The sequence below is a fragment of the Nitrospinota bacterium genome (genome assembly GCA_035528715.1).
GTDB lineage: Bacteria > JADFOP01 > JADFOP01 > DATKYB01 > DATKYB01 > DATKYB01.
This window is the reverse complement of sequence record DATKYB010000047.1, coordinates 1-5,658: the sequence shown is the minus strand read 5'-3', so window position 1 is coordinate 5,658 and position 5,658 is coordinate 1. Positions and strand designations below refer to the sequence as shown.

Below are 5,658 nucleotides of genomic sequence, written 5' to 3'. Positions count from 1 at the left end.
AATGCTTATTTGCGTGATGATGATGATGGTTATATAAACTGTTTAAAAACTCTTTTACCAGAGATAGAAGGAATTATTAGACTTAAATATTTTCAAGATACGAGTAAAGGCAAGCAGGTTAAAATGTCTGAACTGTTAAATTATATTACAGAAAAAGGAAAAGTAAGATCTGGTTCTGATTATTCTTTGTTTTTACCACTACCATTCTTAAATTACCTTAATGAAGTAATTTATGTGGGATTTGATTTAGAAAGTGGTGAAATTGATTTATCACGCCATAGTATAAGCCACGGGGTTGCAGAGGTTAAAGATTACACAAAAATAAGGGCATTACAAACGATTTTAGTCTTGGATCAAATTTATTACTTTATTTAAAAAATATTTCAATTTAATAATCTTAGACCATTTATAACTTTTTTATAGTTCTAATCGTAACCTTTTAGACCTTTTTTGTTAAATCCAGTCAATCTTTGTCAAAGTTAATATCGTAACTTTCCGTAATTTCTTTTAATCCCATGCCTGTTTCTCATCCCCCCTTTTGCTTTTTAGGGATTTTTCCAGAGAATGAGGAAAAAGAGGGGAAGTGTTTGAGGGCAAGGCCTGAGTTTTTTCCCTCGCCGAATGAGCGAAGACAAAATTCCGTTAAGAAAAGCAAGGGGTGCCCTTCTTTGGTTCGTTTTTGGGGCAAGCAAAAAATGAATGAAGCGGTTAAAGAAGTTTGAAACTGAAACGCTACCGCAGGAGCAGAAAAATTCTCTCTTTGGTTCGTTTGCTTTCGCAGGCAAGAAATGAACAGAAGCTTTTCATATCTTCTTCAAAAAATCAGAAACTGCCCTGTAGAATTCTTCTGGGTTATCATAGAAGGGGAAGTGGTTGCTGAGGGGTATCTCTATAATTTTGCACCTCAGCTTTTTTATGTGGGGAAGCCATCTGTTTTCTGAGCCGTAGATGAAAAGCTTAAAAATCTTGAGTTCATTGAAAAGATGAATCAAATCCCCATGATCAGAATAATTGACAAGGGAGGGGGAGTAATCAAAAAAGGCCTTTGGGGATGAGTATTTCTCAAGCGTTTCAGCATATTTTTTAAAGCCCCTGTTTCCTGAGTGAAATAACTTTTTCTTGAGATTGGGGAAAACCTCTTCTTTGAATTCTCTAAAGGAGGGCTCTATTACCTCACGGGAAAACATGCAGTCCTTAGGAGCCAGATTTCCCTCCACATTGATGAACCCCTTTGTATCTTTTCCATACCTTTTTATATAGAGGAGCCCGATAAGCCCGCCCATGCTGTGGCCGATAATCACGAGATTATTCAGGGAGAGTTCAAAAACCATTATCTTTGTTATCTCAACCAGATCATCGATTCCAAGATTTACATTCTCAGGATAAGGGGAATTGCCGCAGCCGGGAAAATCAAAGGAGACCAGTGTATAGTCTTTGAGCTCTTCTCTTGTTACTGCCCCGATAAAATCGTTTTTCAAACACCCGAGCCCGTGAAGATAGAGGAGTGTTTGCTTTTCCCCTTTGCGGAGGAAGTATTCGATCTTGAGGGTTTGATTAAGATAGGTTATTTCCAATCTTTCAATCTGCATAATACTATTTATAAGGAATAAAAGGAATCTTTGCAATTGAAAGTTTTCAATGTCCTTTTTGATTTTTTACTCTTGTATTCTTTGATGAGTTTGTTAGGATAAGGCGGATTTAAAAAGTTCAATCTTTTTTCAGGAGGGGTAGATCATGCGTTTGAAGCAGCTCTTTAAGCCTGTAAAATCCTTTGATGAAGAGAAAGCCAAAACATTCATGGCGGAAAATGAGGAGGGGGCATATACGCTCCTGGATGTTCGCCAGCCCAAAGAGTATGAGCAGGCCCATATCCCGGGTGCCAAGCTCATCCCTTTACCTCTGTTGCATGATAAAGTTAATGAATTGGACAAAGAAAAACCAGTAATTGTCTATTGTGCTATTGGTGGCCGGAGCCGCGTTGCGGCTCAGTTACTCTCCGGTCTTGGGTTTAAAGAGGTTTATAACCTCAAGGGCGGTATCAAGGCCTGGGAAGGTGTAAAAGCAGCCGGACCCCAAGAGTTAAATTTAGACCTCTTAACCGGGGATGAATCCCCTGCTGAGATGGTCATGATTGCCTATGCCATGGAAAAGGCTTCGCAGATCTTTTATATTAAAACAAAAGAAAATAGTGATGACCAAAAACTGGTTGAGCTTCTCTCAGTGCTGATAGATGTTGAGGAGAAGCACAAAAAAATGCTTCAGGAACTTTTTTTGAAGATTGAATCACCAAAGAAGGACTTCAAGGCATTTGAGGAAAGGGTTTTGGGCAAAAAGATCATGGAAAGCGGCTTTGACATGGAGGAATATATGAAGCAGAACGCCTCCTTTTTAGACTCTGTCCAGAATCTGATTGAGCTGGCCATGACCCTTGAAACCCAGAGCCTTGACCTCTACCTTCGCTTTTCGGAAAAAAGCAGGCATAAAGAGACAAAGGACGTGCTGTTCAAAATTGCAGAAGAGGAAAAGGGTCATCTAAAATCTCTTGGAAATTTATTATGAGAGAGGGTCTCGTATAAATTTACCCCCTCCCCCTTTTTTGGCCTTGGGCACGCAAGAAAGCCACATCAACCCTCACTAAAATCAAACCCCTGTAAAAATAGTTGAACTCAGAATCAAAATGGCATGTAATGTGCATTATTTTTCATTGAGAAATTAAAAAAAGGCGACTTTTCATGCAGGATGCAAGAAAAATTCGACAGCTGCCGGATGAGTGGCGCAAGCTAAACTTGGGTTGTAACCAGAATATTTTGCCTGGCTGGATTAATGTGGACAGATATCCTTTCAAAGGGGTAGATGTGGTTACCAATCTCGAAGAGCCATGGCCCTGGCAGGATGACTCCATCCAATACATAAGGGCTTTTGACATTGTTGAGCACCTTAAAGACCCCATTTATACCATGAACGAAGCCTGGCGCGTTCTCGGGCATGGCGGAATTTTTGAGGTCTGGGTCCCTTCCACGGATGGCCGGGGTGCTTTTCAGGACCCGACCCATGTTTCCTTCTGGAACCAGAACTCCTTTTTCTACTACTCTCAAAAGCAGAATAACGGCATGTATCCTCAAATCAAATGCGATTTCCACGCCAAATTGGTCGACACCAATCCAAACCCACACGGGATCGTCTGGACCTGGGCTCTTTGTCGGGCTAAAAAAAATCAGCTAAAGGAATCGGTTGTAAAAGATGAATGGTTTGATGCCCTGTCAAGCATAGATGCCGAAAAGCGGGTGATAAAAGGCTACCAAGGAACTTCCTTGGGAACTTCCCAGATTAGATAGGAATCATGAATACCAATCTTCGCCTCTGGAAAAATCAAGGGTGCCCTTCTTTGGTTCCTTTGCCTTCTCAAGACAAGAAAGTTACATCAAAAGCAATAAAATCAATCACTTCCAGCGACCCATTTTTTTCGCATTTCAAAGCTCTTTTAGATTCTAAACCATTGTTATGATTGCGGGAACATAGGTCAAATAAAGACCTCTTTTTACGATTTCTCCTCAGTCATTAATAACCAAAAAAATATTCATTTTTTTGAGCCTTTTTTATTAAGTAAAAGCTAATAAAAGTCGATAAATAATGGAGTTAAAATCTTTTTCTAAGCAGGGGAGATAAAAATGCGCCTGAATTTGGGTTTGGGTAAGAAATTAATTCTCGGCTTTACAATGTTTGTATTGTTCATGGCTGGTCTATCACTCTATTCAGTGAAAATAAGCAGTAAATCACTGAAGGAATCTGTTGGCAAGAATTCTATATTCTTGGTTGAGGAAATGCTGAAGAGAATGGATCGAGACATTTATTTTAAAATTGAGGAACTTCAAAAACAGACCAAACACCTCATTCTGCAAAAAGCTCTTTTTGAATCTAACAGAGAGTTTGAAAAGCTTGATAACATACAAGAATATATCAATCAAAGAGATCAAGAATGGGTATCCCAGCCAAAAGAAACAATAACATCCTTTATGCAGAGATTAATCAACAATAAAGTATCAGAAGAGATGACGAAGGAATTTATCGAGTTTTATGAAAAAAAGTATGGATACAGGATCGTTGGAGAAATTTTTATAACAAATAGCTATGGTGCGAATGTGGCTCAAACAGGAAAAACCTCGGATTACAGGCAGGACGATGAGAAGTGGTGGCAGGTGGCAAAAAATAAGGGTCTTTATGTCAGCGATGTTGAGTATGATGAAAGTGTTGGTACACATGCTATCAGTGTGGGAATAAGGATTGAGAATGATGATGGAGAGTTCATAGGGGTGATGAAGGCTGTTATCGCTGTTAGTGGAATTATAAGGGAAGCAGAGATTGTCGCAAAAAAATATGAAACAACAGAGATAAAATTAATTACAAAGGACGGAAGGTTAGTTTATGCAACAGAACCATTTAAGTTTTTGGAAGATATAACCAAAAAAGAATTTTTCAAGAGGATAGAAGGAAATAAGGGCTTTTTTGTTAAAAAGGAAGAGGGGAGGCAAAAACTCTTTTCATATGGATACTCAAAAGGCTATAGAAACTTTGAAGGACTCCAGTGGGTGCTTATCGTGGAATATGATGAAAAAGATATATTAAACCCCATTTTTATTTTAAGAAAAAGAATATTTGTTATTTCTGCTGTTGTCATTGCACTGAGTATTTCGATTGCCATTTTCATTTCTTTTCCCATTTCTGGTCAAATTAAAAAACTCACGAAAGCGGCTAAAGAGATATCTACGGGAAAGTTAGATTTAAAGATTTATTCCAAAGATTTTTCGTCCACTCCTGAAATTGGTGTCCTGGCCCAGACTTTTGATCAAATGGCGGAATCGCTGAAACAACGGGAGGAGGCGCTCAAAGAATCTAAAGAAAGATTTGAGGATTTATACGAGAATGCCCCAGATGGCTACTATTCTTTAGATGGAAATGGAATGATTATCGAAGCAAATCATACCTTTGTGGAAATGTTGGGTTATTCAAAGCGTGAACTGAAGGGAAACCATACATCGATATTTTTTTCAGAGGAGACAAAGGATAAGTTCGATCAGCTCTTCTCTAAACTCAAAGAGGAAGGTATTATCGATCAAGAGGTTAAGTTTGTAAAGAAGAATGGTGAGATGATAGATGTTCGATTTCGTGGCATCGCTAAAGATAGTGAGGATAAATTTTATTTAGAATATAAATGTGCCGTAAGAGATATAACAGAAAGGAAGAAGGTAGAAGAGAAGCTAGGGGTTCTTTATGAGACAGGCAAGAAAATCACATCCAGTGTCTCAAAAGAAGAGCTCCTCCCCTGGATAGCAGAGCAGGCTGCCAAACTCCTTGATGCTGATGAGTGTCTTTACCGGATAAGAGAAGGGGATTATCTTATCAGGGGTGGCGGTACCAAAAAGGGTATGGAGCTGATGGAAACCAAGAGGTTAAAAATAGGTCAGAGTTTTAGCGGTATTATAGTAAAGGAAAAGAGACCGTTAATTTCTAAGGATATGCGAGAAGATGAAAGATATAAAAAAGAACACAGGGAAGTTGCTAAAAGACTTGGTCTTGTATCCTTTCTGGGTGTGCCCATGTGTATAGAAGGAAGGGTTGTCGGTGTTTTAAATATTATGTCAAAAAAAACAAGAAAATTTA

5 protein-coding genes are annotated in these 5,658 nt (G+C 38.7%); 4 read left to right on the top strand and 1 reads right to left on the bottom strand.

The window, feature by feature from the left end:
* The coding region (locus tag VMW81_03395) for a hypothetical protein (protein HUU49990.1) at nt 1-375 on the top strand (375 nt) is incomplete at its 5' end.
* A 428-nt stretch (nt 376-803) separates the two neighbouring features.
* On the opposite strand, the gene VMW81_03390 is transcribed toward VMW81_03395, so the two are convergent.
* Nucleotides 804-1,589, bottom strand: a complete 786-nt coding sequence (locus VMW81_03390) for an alpha/beta hydrolase (GenBank protein HUU49989.1) — start codon at nt 1,587-1,589, stop codon at nt 804-806.
* A gap of 145 nt (nt 1,590-1,734) precedes the next feature.
* Here VMW81_03390 and VMW81_03385 point away from each other — a divergent pair, with 145 nt between their 5' ends.
* From VMW81_03385 to VMW81_03375, 3 genes are all read left to right on the top strand, one after another.
* The gene (locus tag VMW81_03385; GenBank protein HUU49988.1) at nt 1,735-2,559 is read left to right on the top strand and encodes a rhodanese-like domain-containing protein; all 825 of its coding nucleotides are present in this window, start codon (nt 1,735-1,737) and stop codon (nt 2,557-2,559) included.
* Between the two features lie 227 nt (nt 2,560-2,786).
* Nucleotides 2,787-3,335, top strand: coding sequence for a hypothetical protein (locus VMW81_03380; protein ID HUU49987.1), 549 nt, complete (start codon nt 2,787-2,789; stop codon nt 3,333-3,335).
* 333 nt (nt 3,336-3,668) lie between these two features.
* Nucleotides 3,669-5,658: PAS domain S-box protein (locus VMW81_03375; protein ID HUU49986.1), on the top strand; the 1,990-nt coding region annotated here is incomplete at its 3' end.